At 65.8% G+C, this 15708-nt stretch carries 15 protein-coding genes and 1 tRNA gene; 9 read left to right on the top strand and 7 right to left on the bottom strand.

Translation table 11 applies throughout. The features are described 5' to 3' along the window. Positions 1-478: 478 nt before the first annotated feature. Positions 479-700, top strand: a complete 222-nt coding sequence (locus IBX22_RS21270; protein WP_194817257.1) for a hypothetical protein — start codon at positions 479-481, stop codon at positions 698-700. Positions 701-1296: 596 nt separating this feature from the next. Here IBX22_RS21270 and IBX22_RS21265 read toward each other — a convergent pair. From IBX22_RS21265 to IBX22_RS21250, 4 genes are all read right to left on the bottom strand, one after another. Continuing rightward, a tRNA-Arg gene (locus IBX22_RS21265) sits at positions 1297-1369 on the bottom strand. 61 nt (positions 1370-1430) lie between these two features. Further along, positions 1431-2135, bottom strand: coding sequence for a DUF1542 domain-containing protein (locus IBX22_RS21260; protein ID WP_194817256.1), 705 nt, complete (start codon positions 2133-2135; stop codon positions 1431-1433). A 69-nt stretch (positions 2136-2204) separates the two neighbouring features. After that, positions 2205-3674, bottom strand: a complete 1470-nt coding sequence (locus tag IBX22_RS21255; protein ID WP_194817255.1) for an NAD(P)/FAD-dependent oxidoreductase — start codon at positions 3672-3674, stop codon at positions 2205-2207. 77 nt (positions 3675-3751) lie between these two features. Continuing rightward, positions 3752-4687 (bottom strand): alpha/beta hydrolase family protein, encoded by a 936-nt coding sequence (locus tag IBX22_RS21250; RefSeq protein ID WP_194817254.1) that lies wholly within the window; start codon positions 4685-4687, stop codon positions 3752-3754. Here IBX22_RS21250 and IBX22_RS21245 point away from each other — a divergent pair. Then, positions 4686-5921 carry an MFS transporter gene (locus tag IBX22_RS21245; RefSeq protein ID WP_255526454.1) on the top strand — a complete coding sequence of 412 codons (1236 nt, stop codon included), beginning with the start codon at positions 4686-4688 and terminating at the stop codon, positions 5919-5921. The two genes, IBX22_RS21250 and IBX22_RS21245, sit on opposite strands and share 2 nt — an antisense overlap. Beyond that, positions 5870-6277: an MFS transporter gene (locus tag IBX22_RS37955; RefSeq protein ID WP_309234716.1), complete on the top strand. Its 408-nt coding sequence runs from the start codon at positions 5870-5872 to the stop codon at positions 6275-6277. The genes IBX22_RS21245 and IBX22_RS37955 overlap by 52 nt, the downstream gene beginning before the upstream one ends. Here IBX22_RS37955 and IBX22_RS21240 read toward each other — a convergent pair. Next, on the bottom strand, positions 6255-6920 hold the full coding sequence (locus IBX22_RS21240) for a C40 family peptidase (protein WP_194817253.1): 666 nt from the start codon (positions 6918-6920) through the stop codon (positions 6255-6257). The two genes, IBX22_RS37955 and IBX22_RS21240, sit on opposite strands and share 23 nt — an antisense overlap. A gap of 330 nt (positions 6921-7250) precedes the next feature. Here IBX22_RS21240 and IBX22_RS21235 point away from each other — a divergent pair, with 330 nt between their 5' ends. The 4 genes from IBX22_RS21235 (at position 7251) to IBX22_RS21220 (ending at position 12543) form a co-directional block, all read left to right on the top strand. Next, a complete protein-coding gene (locus IBX22_RS21235; protein ID WP_194817252.1) occupies positions 7251-7958 on the top strand; it encodes a ParA family protein in 708 nt (235 codons plus the stop codon). After that, complete coding sequence (locus tag IBX22_RS21230) at positions 7958-8857, top strand: ParB N-terminal domain-containing protein (protein ID WP_194817251.1); 900 nt, start codon at positions 7958-7960, stop codon at positions 8855-8857. Before IBX22_RS21235 ends, IBX22_RS21230 begins: the two co-directional genes overlap by 1 nt. 314 nt (positions 8858-9171) lie before the next feature. Beyond that, a complete protein-coding gene (locus IBX22_RS38310; protein ID WP_194817250.1) occupies positions 9172-11502 on the top strand; it encodes a galactose oxidase-like domain-containing protein in 2331 nt (776 codons plus the stop codon). A 30-nt stretch (positions 11503-11532) separates the two neighbouring features. Next, a complete protein-coding gene (locus IBX22_RS21220) occupies positions 11533-12543 on the top strand; it encodes an adenylate/guanylate cyclase domain-containing protein (protein ID WP_194817249.1) in 1011 nt (336 codons plus the stop codon). On the opposite strand, the gene IBX22_RS21215 is transcribed toward IBX22_RS21220, so the two are convergent. Then, positions 12544-12696 carry a hypothetical protein gene (locus IBX22_RS21215; RefSeq protein WP_194817248.1) on the bottom strand — a complete coding sequence of 51 codons (153 nt, stop codon included), beginning with the start codon at positions 12694-12696 and terminating at the stop codon, positions 12544-12546. It abuts the gene before it with no gap. A 124-nt stretch (positions 12697-12820) separates the two neighbouring features. Here IBX22_RS21215 and IBX22_RS21210 point away from each other — a divergent pair, with 124 nt between their 5' ends. Both IBX22_RS21210 and IBX22_RS21205 read left to right on the top strand, forming a co-directional pair. Next, positions 12821-13582: an RluA family pseudouridine synthase gene (locus IBX22_RS21210; RefSeq protein ID WP_194817842.1), complete on the top strand. Its 762-nt coding sequence runs from the start codon at positions 12821-12823 to the stop codon at positions 13580-13582. A 137-nt stretch (positions 13583-13719) separates the two neighbouring features. Further along, positions 13720-14550: a metallophosphoesterase gene (locus tag IBX22_RS21205; RefSeq protein WP_228538911.1), complete on the top strand. Its 831-nt coding sequence runs from the start codon at positions 13720-13722 to the stop codon at positions 14548-14550. Between the two features lie 3 nt (positions 14551-14553). On the opposite strand, the gene IBX22_RS21200 is transcribed toward IBX22_RS21205, so the two are convergent. Continuing rightward, complete coding sequence (locus IBX22_RS21200; RefSeq protein WP_194817247.1) at positions 14554-15612, bottom strand: AraC family transcriptional regulator; 1059 nt, start codon at positions 15610-15612, stop codon at positions 14554-14556. Positions 15613-15708: the final 96 nt, after the last annotated feature.

Raw genomic sequence — 15708 nt, 5'->3', positions numbered from 1 at the left:
GGAACAGTCCACGGTAATACCACGGTCCCAGGGCGGGCCGTCTCCCCGACTGGCGGTTATCTGGCGGAAGAATTTCCTCTGCAGGCGAGGAGCGTTTCGCCGTACGCTCCACAGGTGACGGCGGCAAGTGGGGGTGTGATCGGATGAATTCCCCAGCGGAGTGGTTCGATGCAGGGGACCCGGCGGCTTCAGGAAGTCCGTCCAGGGTTCAGGAGAATCAGGAGCTACTGAGAGCATTCATGGCCGATGCCGGAATCAGCCGCCATCCCACGGCCAGTAGCTCCGAAGCACTAGCGACAACCGTGTCCAAGCTTGACGAAATGATTGCCCAGCTGAGAAAGTCGCCTGCCCACCGGATCAGGGTGCGGTCGGCGGACGGCCATTTTGAACATCTGGAGCCAGATCTGCTCCTCAAGTATCTTTTGGCCGTGCGAAGGCGCTACCTGACGCACCTGGGACTGCTGCAACAGCAAGACAGATGGCTGAGTTCAAGGGCGCTCGGTGGGAGGCGCGGAAAGTGATGCTGGAACGAGAGCCCGCGGCGGTCCTCGTCGGCGGTGTCCTTCTCGTAGTAATTTCCATCGCTCTGATCGTCGCGATGTTTGCACATACTCCGGTGCCGGAGATCGTATCGAGTGGCTTTCTACTGATCCTCGGATTCTTCTTCGGGCAGAACAGTAGTCGAGGCGGCGGGAGCTGAAGTTTCGTCTGACCAGGGCGATCCGCATCTTTCCGTTGGTGTCGGCACCCGGGTTATTGCTGCCGCCATGTCCGACACGGTGGCCTTCTAAGATCTGACGACTTCCGATCTCACCCTTGAGACGGTGTATTTAGCTGGTACGCAAGGTAATACAGGTGAGGATGCCCTCGCTGAGCTCCTGCCTTTGCAACCAGGGCGGCTTCCGCTATCAGGGTTCACCGGTGAAGGACAGGGTCGTCTCTCGTGGCGATCTGGCGCAGTAGGAACAAGATGAGGTTCCAGAACTACCGGGCGAAGTCAGCGTGCTCGACGTCGGGAAGATCGAGCGTGCGTGGATCGACGATCTCATCGCCGGCACGGCACCGATGGCAAGTTCACATTGCCCGCCGGTATGGAACGCATGGGTGAAGGGTCGCAGCTATGACACGCCAATCGCTCCGTCGACCACGATCATCCGGAGCAAAGCCGATCAACTGCCGGCCAGCCAAGCTGGACTCCGCGCGGACCAAATTTGCTACTGCGTACTCTCTGCGTACCCGACCGGGGGGCGCAGTCGAAGAGTTCAGGGATGACCCGCGTGACCTGCGGAAATGAAGTGCCCTCGGCAGGATTCGAACCTGCGACACCCGCTTTAGGAGAGCGGTGCTCTATCCCCTGAGCTACGAAGGCTGGGCTAGATGGTTTCGGAGTCTACCGGGTGGGGTGGCGTGGGGCTGAATCGTGTGGGGCGTTAGATGTTGCCGTCGGCGGAGGGGCGCTGGTCGTGCTGTTCGAACTCGCGGGTGCCGTCGGCGAAACCGTGCTCGAAGGTGTGGGAGTCGTAGTTGATGCCGGGCATGTTGGTGAACAGGGCGGTGAAGAGGAGGGTGGAGCCGGGGCTCCAGGTGCCGGTGATCAGGGCTGTGCGCCACCAGGGTTCGGAGTACCAGCCGCCGGGGACTGGGCGGCCGGCGACCATGCCGCCTGGGTAGAAGTTGGGTGTGAGGGCTGAGGGGTGTGGGGAGGCTGCGATTCGGCGGCCGTCGTAGTTGGCTATGCGGTCCTCGGTGACTCGGCCGGCCCGGTTCTGGTTGGCCAGTTGTGGGATGGACGGGCCCGGGTCCATGCCCATCGCGGTGCGGGCGGCTCGGATGTAATGGAGGCCCTCGATGGCGGATACCTTGGCGAGGCGCGCCTGAGCAGGGGTTTTGGCTCGGTCGAGTTGGGCGCCGGCGGCGGTGTGGCGTTCGGAGGCATCAGCCAGTGCTTGATTTGCTGCATCGTTGCTGGGCATCAGGTTGTAGACCTGTCCGCCGAGCCGCTCGTTCTCCCGGCGGGCGTCGGCGAGGGCAGCGTCGAGTTCGATCCCGGCCAGGTCCCGAACCCCGGTTTTGGGGCGCATCACGAGAAGAAGCACGACGATGAAGAGCACCAGGAGGAGCAGCCACCACACCATCGTTCGCTCGCCTTCCGTCCGCGGAATTCGGAACGGAAGCGAGTTTACTGGGAATTTGCTGGAACTTAGCTACCGCAGGTACGCGGGCGGGGCTTCGTCATAGTCGGCTGCGTCGAAGGACCGGGTCTTCCAGCGGTAGAGGACCGTCGCGCCGGGCCAGTTGTTGGTGATCCGGCCTGCGGCGTTGCGGTACCAGCTGGAGCAGAAGTTCCAGGGGGTGTCCTTCAGGCGGCGCTGCAGCCAGTCGTCCCAGTTCTGCTCGGCGCCTGCGCGGGCGGCGAGATGACGGCCCGGCCGCGCGGTCAGGTACTCGACGACCTGACGGATGTAGCGGGCCTGGGATTCGAGCATGTAGATGATGGAGCCCGAGCCGACGTTGGTGTTCGGCCCGTACATCATGAACAGATTCGGGAAGTGCGGCACCGACAGCCCGAGATAGGCGCGGGCACCCTCGTCACCCCAGACATCGGCGAGCTTGCGCCCGCCGATTCCGTAGATGTTCATCGGCGCGAGGAATTCGGTGCCCTTGAATCCGGTGCCGTAGACGATGACGTCGACCGGATGCTCGACCCCGTCGGCGGTGCGGATGCCGTTCGGGGTGACCGCCTCGATCGCCGTGGTCTCGACCGCCACATTCGGCTGGGCCAGCGCCGGGAAGTACTCGTTGGAGAACAGTCCGCGCTTGCAGCCCGCCGCGTAATCGGGCGTCAGCTTCGCGCGCAATTCCGGGTCGGGGACCTGCTTTTCGCGATGCCGGTCCGCGAGCGCGATCACCGGGGCCTTCATCGCCGGGATATCGGTCAGCGCGAGCGCGAGCACCTCGAAGAACGACCAGATCGCGAACCGCTCGGCCAGCCGCGTCGGCGGCAGGTACTTGAACAGCGCGTGATGCACCGCGCTGTACTCGGTGTCGAACTTCGGCAGCACCCAGGCCGCCGACCGCTGGAACAGCGTCAGGTGCGCGACCTTCGGCTGAATCCGCGGAATGTATTGGATCGCACTGGCTCCCGTGCCGATGCAGGCCACCCGCTTACCGGTGAGGTCGACGCTGTGATCCCATTCGGCGGAGTGGAAGGCCGCACCGGTGAAGGTGTCGATACCCGGCAGATTCGGCATGGCCGGTCGCGAGAGCTGACCGACCGCGGGCACGAGAACGTCTGCGGTGAGCCGGGTTCCGTCACCCGTGGTGACCGTCCACTGCCCGGACCGCTCGTCGAATTCGGCGTCGGCCACCTCGGTGCCGAACCGGATGAAGCGCTGCAGATCATGCTTCTCCGCGACACCGCGCATGTATTCGTGGATGTCGGCCTGCTCCGAAAACCGCCGCGGCCAATCGGATTTCGGCTCATACGACCACGAGTACAGGGGTGAGGGCACGTCGCAGGCCGCGCCCGGATAGGTGTTCTCCCGCCACACTCCACCGAGGTCGGCGGCCTTCTCCAGGATGGTGAAGTTGTCGATCCCGGCGCGGCGCAACTCCAGGGCCATGCCGAGGCCGGCGAATCCGGCGCCGATGATGAGGACGGACGGCGTTGTCATACTCCGAGCGTAGTGGGCGTGGCCTGGGCCGCTAAGAGATCAGCGGACAGGAAATCGGCATTTTCGGCCACGCGACCTCACTTCACCCCGAGCGCGTCGAGGATCATCGGCCGGGCGTTGGCCAGGGACTGCTGCCAGTACGGCCAGGTGTGGGTGCCGTTGACGATGTCGACCTTGGCACGAATCCCCAAGGCCGCCAGCCGATCTCGGAAGATCTGCGCCGCGGTCAGCGACATCGCCTCCAGGCCCATCGCATTCACGGTGTTGCCGAGACCGTTGGCCAGGTCCAGCACTCCGGGCACGCCGTTGCCCGTCGTGACGTAAATCGGTAAGCCACGCAGCTTTTCGGCCTGCAGCGTGGCGTCGTTGCGCTGCCATGCCGGGTCATTGGCCGGACCCCACATGTCGTCGACGTTGAACATGCCTTCGTCCCACATCGCGGCGCGCATGGCCTGGTTCCAGGCCGGGAAGGTCGGGTTCACGAACCCGGAGAACGATCCGGCGAACTTGAACTGGTCGCGATGGTGCGCGGCGAGGGTGAGCGCGGCGTTGCCGCCCATGGACGCGCCGACGACGGCGTTGTTGGTGCGCGATACCCCGTACCTGGCCAGGTAGGCGGGCAGCTCGCGGGTCAGGAAGGTCTCCCACTTGTAGGTCGACTTCTGGCCGTTGGTGCTGCTCGGGCGGTACCAGTCGGTGTAGAAGCTGGAACGGCCGCCGACCGGGAACACCAAAGTGACGTTGTCACCGGCGAATTGGCGTAGCGCGTCGGTGTCGGAAACCCACTGGCTGTGATCGCCCGGCGCCCGGAGCCCGTCGAGTACGTAGAGGGCGGCGCTGCCGCCGCGAGATGCCCATTGCACCTGAACCTTGATCGGCCCCATGCTCGACGGGACCACCAGGTCCTCGCGTCCGCCCGAGGGCGCCGCCGTGGCCACCGCCGCGCCGAGCGTCGACAGAATCCCGGCCGCCGCCACCACGGTGACGATCTTTTTTATCCAGTGCACCCGCATGCCTCCCACCTTCTCCTCTGAGCAAGTTACCGAAAAGACGCGAATTCCGCTGTCACACAGTCCCAAATACGCCAGCACGACACGCCGAGCGCAACCCGCGAAGGAAAAGGACGGCACCCAGCGCATCGCACCGGGTAGGTTCGCAGCGTTTGCTTCATGTTCGCTACGCGGGGGTATCGGCGAGGAGGCTCTGATTTCCACCACCGTCATCGATGACGCACCCTTCACCGGATTCCACGCGCGGCTCGCGCTCGCGTGCTCGGGTGGTCCGCTGCTCGACGGCTATATCCTCAGCATCGTCGGCACCGCGCTGATCGGGATGACCGACGAGTTGGATTTGAGCACCGGAGAAATCAGCCTGATCGGTGCGTCCGCTCTGATCGGCATGTTCATCGGCGGCGCGCTGTTCGGTGTGCTGACCGACAAGATCGGGCGCGAGTTCATGTACACCGCCGACCTGGTGGTGATGGGCGCCTGCTCGGTGCTGTCGTTCTGGACCGAATCCGTGTGGCTGATCGTGATCCTGCGCTTCGTCCTGGGCATGGCCGTGGCCGCCGACTATCCGATCGCCACCTCATTGCTGAGTGAGTGGTTACCGCGGAAGCAACGCGGCACGTTGCTCGGATTCCAGATTGTCGCGTGGTACCTGGGATCGGTCCTCGCATATCTCGTCGGATATTTGTGCCTGACGTTCTTCGGCAACGGCAGCTGGCGCTGGCAGTTGGCCAGCGGCGCGCTGCTGTGCGCGTTCTTTCTCATCATCCGGCAGTCCACCGCTCCGGAATCTCCGCGCTGGCTCGCCCAGCACGGCCGGGCCGACGAGGCCGCGGACATGATCGACAAATACCTCGGGAAACGGGTCGCGCCGGAAGATTTGATCGAGCCGTCCGAGGCGACGCACCAGGGCTCCATTCGAGAATTGTTCACGCCGGCCTTCCGTAAGCGGACGGCCTTCTGCTCGGGGTTCTTCCTCTGCCAGGTCACGGTCCTGTTCGCCATGCTGACTTTCGGCCCGCGCATTCTCGAAGGTTTCGGCATGCCCAAGGGAACCTGGATGGACACCCTCGGCGTCGCGCTGATCAGCATCGTGTTCCTGGTCGGCTGCCTGCCCGCCATGCGTCTGATCAATACCGTCGGTCGCCGCCCCACCATCGTCTGGTGCTTCGGCCTGATGATCATTCCGTGCTGGCCGTCGGCATCTGGCCGCACATGCCGGTCGGCCTGGCCCTGGTGATGCTGTGCCTGTACGCCTTCTTCTGCGGCGGACCAAACGTGCTCGACTGGACCTATCCGAACGAGCTGTTCCCGACTCACATCCGGGCTACCGCGGTCGGTTTCGCCACCTCGATCAGCCGGGTCGGCGCGGCGCTCGGCACCTTTCTGCTGCCCTGGTCCCTGGACCATCTCGGCCTGGGGACAACCTTCCTGTGCGCCGCCGCGGTCACCGCCATCGGCTTCCTGATCTGCCTGTGGGGTGCGCCGGAAACGAAGGGCCGGGATCTGACCGCGGCTTCCGCCGATATCCGGACACTCGAGACTTCGTCGAATCTTCCCCAAGCTCGACGAGTTACAGGCGGCGGGCTCCCGTAACCGGCATGGAATCGATCGGTGAGATCTCCACGCCCTGGCCTTCGGTCGAGGCGTGGATGACCTCGCCGTCACCGGCGTAGAGCGCGGAGTGGCCGCCGCCGTAGAAGGTGACGAGGTCGCCCGGTTCCAGTTCATCGATCGCGACCGGGGTGCCGGTGGCCGCTTGTTCGTAGCTGGTGCGCGGGACGTCGACGCCGGCCTGCTCGTAGGACCACTGCACCAGGCCGGAGCAGTCGAAGGAATCGGGTCCGTTCGAGCCGGCGCGGTAGTCGGCGCCGAGCCGGGACCGGGCGGCTTCGAGAGCGGTCAACCGCATCGACTCTTCTTCGGAGAGCACCGGCGACTCGGGTTCGGCGGGGCCGATCACCAGTGGGCCGACGGGAACGTCGTATTGGGGTCCGGTCTCGGTCTGCAATTCGATCCGCAGCGGGGCGGTCGACATCGGCCGTTCGAATCCGGGCCGGACCTGAATGCCGGGCAAACCGGCGGGGATCTGAATCTCGTTCGGGAGCTCGATAATTCCTACGCCGGGGATCTCCACTTCCTGAGCGGCTGCGGTTCCCGCGGTGCAGAGCATGATGCCTAGGGCGCCGGCGGCGATGAGCAGACCACCAACGATGAAACGCCACAAATGTCTAGCCATGAATCGGTCCTCCGATGCTCGCATCGAGGCCGTCGGCTGCTTGGAGATTCGATCACCAACGCCTCGAATCTGATTCGAAAACCATCACGGTGACTCATTCGCACAGCTGTTCCATTACCCATATGACACCGATGTAATTCATGCACCTAATGCAACACACGCGCGTTTCGATAACAAAGCAATAACTGTCTGCATTTCCGCCGCGTCACACCCTCGGGCGATTCGTCCCGGTTTAAGTTCGAAAGTGCCGCATATATATACGGCGGCATTCCCTCGAAATCCGAAGTAGCCCACCTCAGGTGGGTGAAGCAAACGGAGGTGACCGCGCATATGCCGAATGCCGAAGTCGAGCTGATCTTGAATCAGAAAGGCGGGGTGGGTAAGTCGACACTGTCGATGAACCTGGCCGCGACCACCGCCGAGGTGCTGGCGAGCGATCCGGACGAACCCTCCCCCGTCGCCGTGGTCAGCATCGACCCGCAGGGCTCGGCGGCTTGGTGGGCCGAGCGCATGAAAGTGCTGCCCTTCCATATCGTGCAGACCCACGACGACGTGGACGGCCTGCGCCGACTACGGGAATTGGACGGCATCAAACAGGTTTTCGTCGACACCCCCGGCTGGATGGGGCACGAAGGCACCGCCGAGGACCCGCTGCACGGACTGGCCTACGCCGACGCCCTGCACGCCGCCCTGGATTCGGCGACCCACGTACTGGTTCCACTCGAACCGGAGCCGCTGAGTTTCGATCCGACGGCCCGCACCATCGAAACGCTGATCAAGCCACGCGGGCTGGATTACCTGGTCGTCATCAACAACTGGGATCCGCGCGACGGCGATGTGGACCTGGAACAGACGAAAGCCTTCGCCAAGGCCAATGAATGGCCGCTCGCCAATACTGTTGTGCGCCATTACAAAGTGCATACTCGGGCATCCGCCGACGGCGTCGTGGTCACCCAATATCCGAAGAACCGCGTCTCACTGGAATGCCGTCAGGACTTCGCGCGGCTGGCGCTGGAACTGAAGACGGGGGGTCGCTGATGGCCCGCGGCAAGCGCACCGATCTCGCGTCGCTGGTGCATTCCACCGGAGCGAATTCGCCGGTGGACGGAAAGAATTCGGCGCACGCACCGAGTGACAAACCAGCCAACCCGCCGGGCTGGACGGACGCCCTGCTGAGTCCGGCGCCGCTGACCTCGGCGCCGCTGGCGGATCTGGTCGCCAATCCCCGCAACCCGCGCGAGGGCGACCTGAATCTGGAGGATCTGGAGTCGATCGCCGAACTCCAGTTGCAGCCCGCGCTGGTGGTGTCCCGCGACGCGTATCTGCGGCTGTGGCCGGAGGACGAGCCGGAGCTCGGCGCGGCGAAACTGGTGGTCATCAACGGCTGCCGGCGCTTGGCGGCCGCGCAGAAATATGGGTGCGAAAAGCTCGAGCTCGTCGTCAAGGACGAGGTCGCCGCGAGCCGGGCCGCCCTGCGCACCGCGGCCATCCGGGAGAACGTGGAGCGGGAGAACCTCGACGTGATCGAGGAGGCGCGGGCGGTCGAGGCGCTCGTCGCCGACTGCGGAACCGCGGCGGCCGCGGCGGTGGCGCTCGGCAAGACCGAGGCCTGGGTGTCGCAGCGGCGAGCGCTGCTGAAGCTGGCGCCGCAGTTGCAGCAGAAGCTGCGGGCGGGCGAGCTCGCGATTCGGGTGGCGCGCAACCTCGCTCAGGTGCCCGTGGCCGAGCAAGTCGCGCGCTGGCAGGCGTCGCTGGCCAAGCCCGAGGGCGAAAAGGCGGAGCGGAAGCAGCCCGCACCCATCGGTGTCGACCAGTTGACCCGGTCCTTGAAGAAGTGGGATGTCGGTACCGACACCCTGGCCCCGGCGCTCCTCGCGCATCTCGACCGGCCGGGCGTGCACGCGTTGATCGCCGAACTCCGCCAGCTGGTTTCCTGAACCGAACCTTCGATCGCCCCTCCCCGCCAAGGGAGGGGCGATCGTTGGTTTCGGGCCTTAACCGCGGTTAAGACCAGCGGTGAACCGGCGATCAGCGGGCCGACGCCGAGACACCTATAATGATATGGATTGAAATTTGTTGTGCCACAAGCTATTTCATCGACCTTTCTGGAGGCTTCCCAGCTCGAGCAGGTATAGAGGATGCACCTTCCCGATGCCGCCGACAGCACACTTCGCGTTGTGCAAAAGCGGACATCGGCGGACAACTACCTGCGAACCTGGCGAGATCACCGTCGACAGCCGAGTATGGAACGGTGGCAGGAGAATTCGTTCCCATTCCCGATTGGTTCGCGTCCGAGAATCAGGACTGTGGCATCGCGATCGCCGACGTAACCGGCGATGGCACACCGGATGTCGTGGTTCTCATGGTCGACGACCCGGAAGGCCAGAACGCCGGGCTGTACCGCGTCGGCACTTCGCTGGCGACCGATGGCACGGTCGCGCGGTGGGGCCCGTGGCTCGACATCCCGGAGTGGTTCGGCTGGCAGAACCAGGGCGCCGGTCTCGCGCTCGCCGATCTCAGCGGCAACGGTCAGCTGGACCTGGTCGTCTTCGTGGTCGACAACCCCCCCGATCAGAACCAGGGCTACTTCCGAATAGGTCGCGACCTGGCTCCCGATGGCACGGTCACCGGCGGCTGGACACCCTGGCAGCCCGTGCCCGACTGGTACGGCTGGGAGAACCAGGGCGCCGATATCGCGCTGACCAGAATCGACGGTCAGCCGACGCTGGTGGTGTTCACCGTCGACAATCCCCCCGGCCAGAACACCGGTCAGTTCCGCCTGGCCAAAGGCCTGACCGCGGACGGCGCGGTGCGGAAGTGGACGCCGTGGGTGGCGGTCCCGGACTGGTACGGGTTCGAGAACCAGGGCGCCGGAATCACAGTGGCCGACAATCCGCTAGGGGACGGTCGCCCCGCACTGCTGGTGTTCGGGGTCGACAATCCGGGCGGCGTGAACTCGGGCGTCTACACCATCGGCTGGGGTCTGGACGGCACCGGACACTGCCTCGACGGCTGGAGCACCTGGACCAAACTCCCCTGGGGCTTCCACGAAAACCAAGGCGCGGCAGTAGCTTTACGGCCCACCGGCGGGATCCCCGAGCTGGTGATCTGCACCATCGACAACCCGCCGGGCCCCAACGCCGGTTACCTCCAGGTCCTCGAGATACAGACCGACCTGGAACATGCTGCGCACATGGGCATTTGGCGCATCCTCGATTTCGGCACCGAGATCAACCCGGTACACGCCGCCCTGCTACACACCGGCGATGTGCTGTTCTTCGCCGGCTCCGGCAACGACCCGGATCAGCACAACGCCCATCAATTCCGCACGCGCGTCTGGCATTACCCGCGGCCCGGGTTCACCGCACCGGATACCCCCATCGACCTGTTCTGCGTGGGCCAGACGTTCCTGCCTGACGGTCAACTGCTCGCCGCCGGCGGCACCGAACGCTACGACCCGTTCTATGGCCTCAAGGACGCGCTTCTCTTCGATCCAGCCGCACTGACCTGGAATGCCGTGCCGGACATGGCTTTTGGGCGCTGGTATCCATCGCTGGTCACCCTGCCCAACGGCAACGCGGTCGCGGTGTCAGGCCTCGGTCACGACAACTTCCTGTCCGTGGTCCCGGAACTGTTCGACCGCGCGACCCACACCTGGACCCAACTCCCGGTGCCCGGCCCGATCCCCATGTACGGCCACCTGGTCCTACTCGCCGACGGCCGCATCTTCTACACCGGCGGCCAATACGGCGGGAACAACGGCATGCGCCCCAGCATTTGGGATCCCGCCACCGGAACCATCCAGGAAGTACCGGGATTGGCCGAACCAGGCTCCCGCAACCAGGCCACCAGCGTCCTGTTGCCACCGGCACAAGACCAGAAGGTCATGATCCTCGGCGGCGGCGGCTTCGATATGCACAGCCCCGCACCGGCTTTGGCCGACACCCGGATCGCCGATCTCAAAGGTCAGTTCCCGCAGTATGTTCCGGGCCCACCAATGGATCACGCACGCATGCACCTGTGCGCGGTCCTGCTCCCCGACCGCACGGTGCTGGCCACCGGCGGCTCCGGCATGGAGGAAATGGCCCACGCCGCGCCACCGCACGCCGAGATCTACGACCCGGCCCACGGCACCTGGATGCACACCGGCCCGTCCCGCATCCCGCGCCTCTACCACTCGATCGCCCTGCTCACCCCCGACGGCAAGGTGGTCACCGCAGGCTCCAACCCAGCCCGCAAGACCGAGGAACTGCGGATCGAAATCTTCTGGCCCCCATACCTTTTCCAGGGCAGCCGACCAGATCTCACCCTCGGCACCGACTCCGCCACCTACGGCAGCCCCGTCACCGCCACGATCAGCGGGACGATCCGCGAGGTCAACCTCGTCCGCCCAGGCGCAACCACACACTCCAGCGACAACGAACTGCGCCTCGTCGACATCGAATTCACCAGCACCACACCGAATTCGCTCACACTGACCATGCCGTCCAACCCGGCGCTGGCCCCGCCCGGGTGGTACCTCGTATTCGTCGTCAATACCGAGGGCATTCCCTCGGTCGGCAAGTGGTTGCAGCTGAACTGACGGAGTCGCCATAGAAGTAGGGTGACGAGAATGGAGGACAAGCAGATGTCGGAGCTCGTCCAGCAGGTGGTGGAGTCCTATCTGCTGGACGGAACACGCCGGTACAACCGGCGCGAAGTAGCCGAGCGCTCGGGCGTGCCGACCGAGGCGTCCAAGCGGCTGTGGACGGCGCTCGGCTTCCCGGCCAACCCCGATGACGGCGCGGTGGAGTACACCGATGCCGATGTCGAGGCGGTTCGCAGCTTCCGCGGCATGAGCGTGGTCGCGGCCGCCGATGTGCGCCAGCAAGCGGCCGCGGCGCGCACCCTGGGTCAGAGCATGGCGCGGCTCGCGGAGTGGCAGTCCGATCTGGTGCTGTCGGAGATCGTCAACCGGATCACCCAGGCCGCGAACAACGGCGAGGACACCGACCTCGCCGAGACCGCCCGCGCCGCCACCGAGGCCACCATCGCGGTACTGGAGGATTTGCAGACTTACGCCTGGCGCCGGCACCTGGCCGCCGCGCTGGCCCGCTCCATCGATGGCGGCACCCCGGCCGAGGATTCCACCCGGGAACTGGCCGTCGGCTTCGCGGACATGGTCGGCTACACCCGGCTCACCCGCCATCTGCACCCTGACGAGCTGTCCATGCTGCTGGAGGCCTTCGAATCCACGACCACCGCCGCGATCACCGACAACGGCGGCTGGGTCATCAAGAACGTGGGTGACGAGGTCATGTTCGCGGCGGAGACGCCCGCCGCCGCCGCGCGCATCGCGCTGTCCATCCAGGAGTCCACCATGATGGTCGGCGGCACTCCCGACCTGCGGGTTGCGCTGGCCTACGGCCCGGTCCTGCAGCGATTCGGCGATCTGTACGGCTCGGTGGTGAACACGGCCTCGCGGCTCACCGGCGTCGCGCGGCCCGGCACCATCCTGATCGATGACGGCGCCGCCGCGGCGCTGGCCGGTGAGCCCGAGTTCGACATCCGGAACTTGCGCAGCGTGCGGGTCCGCGGTTTCAACCGCCTGCGGCCACACGTGCTGCGCAGCAAGAACGGCTGATCAGTCAGGCTTCTTACGCGGCATCATGCTCGGTTTCGGACGGGCGTTCGAGCTACTGGACGGGCGCTGCCCCACATCCTTCTTAGGCGCGTCCTTCTCCCCCACGCCGTTACCGGCCTGCTTCCTCCCCGCTTCGGTATCGCTACTGCTCATGCTGTCTCCTACTCGCGGCCGAGACACTGTCTCGGAATTCGGAAAAGCGGGCAGGGCCCAGGATAGGTCCGCTACGGCGCACAGCGAGGCATTTCCGCCTGCCGATTAGGCTCACCGGGTGGAGATGAACTGGGCAGAGCTGCGCGAACGGTATCTCGTCAGCGAAGACGCGGCGATCCTCGCGTTGAACAAGCCCGCTGGGATCTCGGTCACCGGAGAGCGGCACGACACCGATCTCGTCGAGCTGGCCGCGGCGGCGGGCGAAACGCTCTACCCCGTACACCGAATCGACAAGGTGACCTCCGGGCTGATCCTGCTGGCACGCGAACTCGGCGCGCACGGACAGCTGACCCGCCAGTTCAACAAACAGACCGCGGACAAGGCGTACCTGGCCATCGTCGAGGGCGCGGATCTGCCCGACCGCGGTGTCCTCGATCTGCCGCTCAGCGTCGGGCGCAAGAACCGGGTGCGGATCGCCGCACCGCGCGAGGCGATCCGCGAATCGGGTTCCGGCCGTTGGTATGTCGACGACGCGGACCTGCTCGCCACCAAGAACTATCCATCGCTCACGCATTTCGCGACGGTGGCGCGCACCGAGGAGCACGCGGTGCTGCTGCTGCGTCCGGTCTCCGGGCGGCGTCATCAAATCCGCGTGCACCTGGCGTGGATCGGTCATCCCATCGTGGGCGACCCGCTGTTCGACAAGTCCGGGACCCATCCCCGGGCGCATCTGCATTCCTGGCGGCTCGGTCTTGCCGCGCCCTGGCGCACCCCGCCCGAACTCGCGCTGGAGGCCACACCCGGCCCGGATTTCTGGACCCCGGTCGAACTCGATCCGGCTGCCGTGCTACACGCGGCGCAGGATCTCGCGCGGTCCCTGGTGTGATTGTGATCACTGCTCATCTACATCGAAGCCGCGCGTGGCGAGCCTCACGACGACGGATAATGCCCAGGTCACTTAGCCTGAAGAGGCGCCTCGCGGGCGCACTCTGAACGCAATGTAGCGATCCCCAGAGAAAGCGGATGCCGATGATCCTGGTGGCTCAGGTCAGCGATACACACTTCGATCTCGGCGCCCGCAACGCCGAACGCGCCGAGCGGGTGATGGCATTCCTGGCCGGCCTGCGGCACCGGCCCAATGCCGTTCTGGTCACCGGCGACGTCACCGATTCCGGCCGCGCGGCGCAATACTCGCAGGCCGCGGCGACCCTGCGCACCGAGATTCCGGTGCACTTCCTGCCCGGCAATCACGACGACCGCGCCGCCTTCCGCACCGGCCTGCTCGGCGAACCCGGCACCGGCGAGCCGATCAACCAGGTCGCCTGGATCGGGGACGGCACGTCGGCGACGAGTGTGACTGTGGCCCTGCTGGATTCAACAATCCCCGGTGAGCCGAACGGACGGATCGCCCCGGAGACCTACGACTGGCTGGCCGAGGTCCTGCAGGGCGCGCCCGCCGGCAAGCCGATCCTGCTGGCGCTGCACCATCCGCCCGCGCCGCTGTTCAGCCCGGTCGTCGATGCGATCGCGCTGGAGGATCCGGACCGCTTCGCCAAGCTCGTCATGGACGACGACCGGATCCTCGGCGTCCTCACCGGCCACGCGCACTCCGCGGCGACAACGACTTTCGCGGGCAAGCCACTGCTGATCGCGCCGAGCACCGCGTCTGTTTTGGGTGGGGAGTGGGAACTCGAACTCCCGGACCACGTCATGGATTACGCCCCGGACCCGTCGGTCGCGCTGCACATCATCGAAAACAATCGGATCACAACCCATTTCCGCACCGTCCCGATGGGCGGCCGGATCGGCGTGCTGCCCACCGAACCGAGCCCGGAACCCACCCTGCACGTGTGAGCCTCACCGGGCCGGCGCGCGTTCCCTGCGGTAGACGGCGGGAGTGCTTCCGGTCCAGCGCTTGAACGCGTAGATGAACGTGGACGATTCGGCGTAACCCAGGCGAATCGCCACATCGCTGACCGACAGCGGTGTGGCGGTGAGCATTTCCTCCGCCAGCGCGCGCCGGACCTCGTCCAGCAGTGCCCGGTAGCTGGTCCCCGCGGCGTCGAGATGGCGGCGCAGCGTGCGCGTGCTCATATTGAGATGGCCTGCGACAGTGTCGATTCCGGGCGGTGCGCAGAACCCGTCGGCGCCGCCGGGCACCAGCAGTTCGCGCACCTGGGCCGCGATGCCGGTGCGGGCCCGGCGGCGATCGACCAGCTCGCGGCACTGCGCCAGGCACATCGCCCAGGTGTGCTCATTGGCTTGCGGCAGTGGCTGTTCCAGCACCGCGGGGTCGAGCGCGAACAGATTGTAGGGCTGCCCGAACCGCGGCTGGACGCCCGTGACGTCCTGGATTCGGTCTGCGTAAGCCGGTGCGGGGAAACGGAATTCGGCCCGGACCAGGCGCAGCGGAGCGCCCATCAGGTCACTCATCACCTGGTTCATCGCGGTCACATCGCGCTCGACGAGGAACTGCCGCACGTCGGCGGGCACCCCTTCGTCGTGCACCCACGCCACGAACTCACCCGCGTTCCATTCCGCGACCGGCAGGCAGAAGGTGAAGCTCAGATCCAGGTAGCGCAGCGCGAACGCGATCGCCTCGCCCAGCGTCGGACTGCTGACGCAGGCGAAACCGAAGATCCCGAAGGTGGTGATGCGGTACCGGCGGCCGACCTCCACGCCGAGGGCGGGCACCTCGGCGAGTTCGCGGACCAGGTTGCGGATGACCGCGAGCTCGATGTGCGCGTCGATCTGGGCGTCGGGATTGTGCAGCGTCGGCTCGCTCAGCCCGGTCCCGGCCAGCATGCGCGCGACCGGCACCCCGTGTTCGCCCGCGTAGCCGACCATCAGCGCCACGCTGGCGATACCGCGCGGGAAGTTCCAGTCGCGTATCCCCGGATCAAGAAGACGCTGCATGTGACCCATTATGGCCGAATTTGTCGATCGGCCTGACGCCCGCCCCTAGAGTGGAGGATGGAGTCTGTGGGGTGGATCACAGACCGGTAGGCAGCA

Source organism: Nocardia sp. XZ_19_385 (genome assembly GCF_015355755.1).
Lineage (GTDB): Bacteria > Actinomycetota > Actinomycetes > Mycobacteriales > Mycobacteriaceae > Nocardia.
The sequence above is the reverse complement of the archived record's forward strand: the minus strand, read 5'-3'. Positions and strand labels throughout refer to the sequence as shown.

Excerpts from the sequence above, each read along its gene's own strand:
- IBX22_RS21260 (WP_194817256.1), bottom strand. The coding sequence starts at position 2,135 with ATGGTGTGGTGGCTGCTCCTCCTGGTGCTCTTCATCGTCGTGCTTCTT.
- IBX22_RS21210 (WP_194817842.1), top strand. The coding sequence starts at position 12,821 with ATGAACTGGGCAGAGCTGCGCGAACGGTATCTCGTCAGCGAAGACGCG.
- IBX22_RS21200 (WP_194817247.1), bottom strand. The coding sequence starts at position 15,612 with ATGCAGCGTCTTCTTGATCCGGGGATACGCGACTGGAACTTCCCGCGC.
- IBX22_RS21245 (WP_255526454.1), top strand. The coding sequence starts at position 4,686 with ATGCCTCCCACCTTCTCCTCTGAGCAAGTTACCGAAAAGACGCGAATT.
- IBX22_RS21270 (WP_194817257.1), top strand. The coding sequence starts at position 479 with ATGGCTGAGTTCAAGGGCGCTCGGTGGGAGGCGCGGAAAGTGATGCTG.
- IBX22_RS21240 (WP_194817253.1), bottom strand. The coding sequence starts at position 6,920 with ATGGCTAGACATTTGTGGCGTTTCATCGTTGGTGGTCTGCTCATCGCC.
- IBX22_RS21235 (WP_194817252.1), top strand. The coding sequence starts at position 7,251 with ATGCCGAATGCCGAAGTCGAGCTGATCTTGAATCAGAAAGGCGGGGTG.
- IBX22_RS21215 (WP_194817248.1), bottom strand. The coding sequence starts at position 12,696 with ATGAGCAGTAGCGATACCGAAGCGGGGAGGAAGCAGGCCGGTAACGGC.
- IBX22_RS21250 (WP_194817254.1), bottom strand. The coding sequence starts at position 4,687 with ATGCGGGTGCACTGGATAAAAAAGATCGTCACCGTGGTGGCGGCGGCC.
- IBX22_RS21220 (WP_194817249.1), top strand. The coding sequence starts at position 11,533 with ATGGAGGACAAGCAGATGTCGGAGCTCGTCCAGCAGGTGGTGGAGTCC.
- IBX22_RS21255 (WP_194817255.1), bottom strand. The coding sequence starts at position 3,674 with ATGACAACGCCGTCCGTCCTCATCATCGGCGCCGGATTCGCCGGCCTC.
- IBX22_RS21230 (WP_194817251.1), top strand. The coding sequence starts at position 7,958 with ATGGCCCGCGGCAAGCGCACCGATCTCGCGTCGCTGGTGCATTCCACC.
- IBX22_RS21205 (WP_228538911.1), top strand. The coding sequence starts at position 13,720 with ATGCCGATGATCCTGGTGGCTCAGGTCAGCGATACACACTTCGATCTC.